This window comes from Lachnoanaerobaculum saburreum DSM 3986 (genome assembly GCF_000185385.1).
Taxonomy (GTDB): domain Bacteria; phylum Bacillota; class Clostridia; order Lachnospirales; family Lachnospiraceae; genus Lachnoanaerobaculum; species Lachnoanaerobaculum saburreum.
Genome location: NZ_GL622296.1, coordinates 2,170,588 through 2,171,806, shown reverse-complemented (window position 1 = coordinate 2,171,806; position 1,219 = coordinate 2,170,588). Strand labels below are relative to the sequence as shown.

Sequence of the window (1,219 nt, the reverse complement as noted above, 5' to 3'; positions counted from 1 at the left end):
ACTATTATATAATAAAGAAAATTTATTATATAATATTTTGGATTATTTTCAATCTAAAACATATACAGGAATTGATGGTAGAGGACTTATAGATGGTGAAGAGGCGATTTTGGATGACGAATATGCAAAAATTTTTAACGATATTTTAATTTCGATTCTTATAACAGAACCTACAGATGAAAACCAGTTAAAATCTCTAAAGGAATATTTAGAACATGGAAAAATTACAAAAATAATAGATCAAATATGTAGTATATATGAAGGAGAAAGATATTATTTTGAAATAGGTGTCGAGCAAAATATAGAAGAAATACAATATAGAATGTTACGTGAAGACATGAATAAAATAAAGAAAGAATTGAATAATTTTATCGAAAATGTAAATTTAATAGGTATTATTTTTGATAATATCTCGAAGATTATAAGGGTAAAAGAGAGTTTTTAATATATTTTGTGTAAACTAGATATCTAGTATATCGAATAATTATTAACTGTTACAAACCTCATTGGTTTTAATTCCTGCTTCAATCGCTTCGGTAACGCTAATTTCATCCATTTTGTATGACCAATGATAAACAACCGGCTCTCGATTGACCTCATCGAAGTAAAGGTAGATACGACGCTCCAACTCTTCCTTTGATTCTACTCTGATACCTTTGAGCATCTGTTTCGTCATCTTGCTAAAGAAACCTTCTATCATGTTAAGCCAAGACCCATGCTTAGGTGTAAACACAAATACAAATCTTCCTTCGGGGCGAGTAGCAAGGTAGTTCCTTGTCTCTTTTGATTTATGCGCTGAATGATTGTCACATACTATGCGAATGATATCTCTTTCAGGATAACGATCATCGAGCTTTTTAAGTAGTTCTATAAAATCAGAACTTTTATGTGTTGTGCTAACATAAGGGATTGCTTCACCTGTTAGCAGATCTATTCCGGCAAGGAGTGATAAGGTTCCAAGATGCTTATATTCAGCATCTCGCATCACATAACCGTTTCCGACCGTAGGGCGAAGATCCTCTCCTGTATTGGCAATAGCCTGTATTCCCGGCTTTTCGTCACAAGATACTGTATGTACCATCGGTTCATCTACCGGGATAATAAGCTGACCGTTTTCATCGAATTGCATACTCACCTGTTTATACACCAACAATACATCATGCATCTTGGACTCAAACTCAGGATCATGTTTTTCACAGTAATACTTTATTTTGTGTGG

The 1,219-nt window shown here is 33.3% G+C and carries 2 protein-coding genes; one reads left to right on the top strand and one right to left on the bottom strand.

The annotated features are described in order from the left end of the window. The coding region (locus HMPREF0381_RS09955; RefSeq protein WP_169311801.1) for a hypothetical protein at positions 1-445 on the top strand (445 nt) is incomplete at its 5' end. 42 nt (positions 446-487) lie between these two features. On the opposite strand, the gene HMPREF0381_RS09950 is transcribed toward HMPREF0381_RS09955, so the two are convergent. Continuing rightward, the coding region (locus HMPREF0381_RS09950; protein ID WP_008751848.1) for an IS630 family transposase at positions 488-1,219 on the bottom strand (732 nt) is incomplete at its 5' end.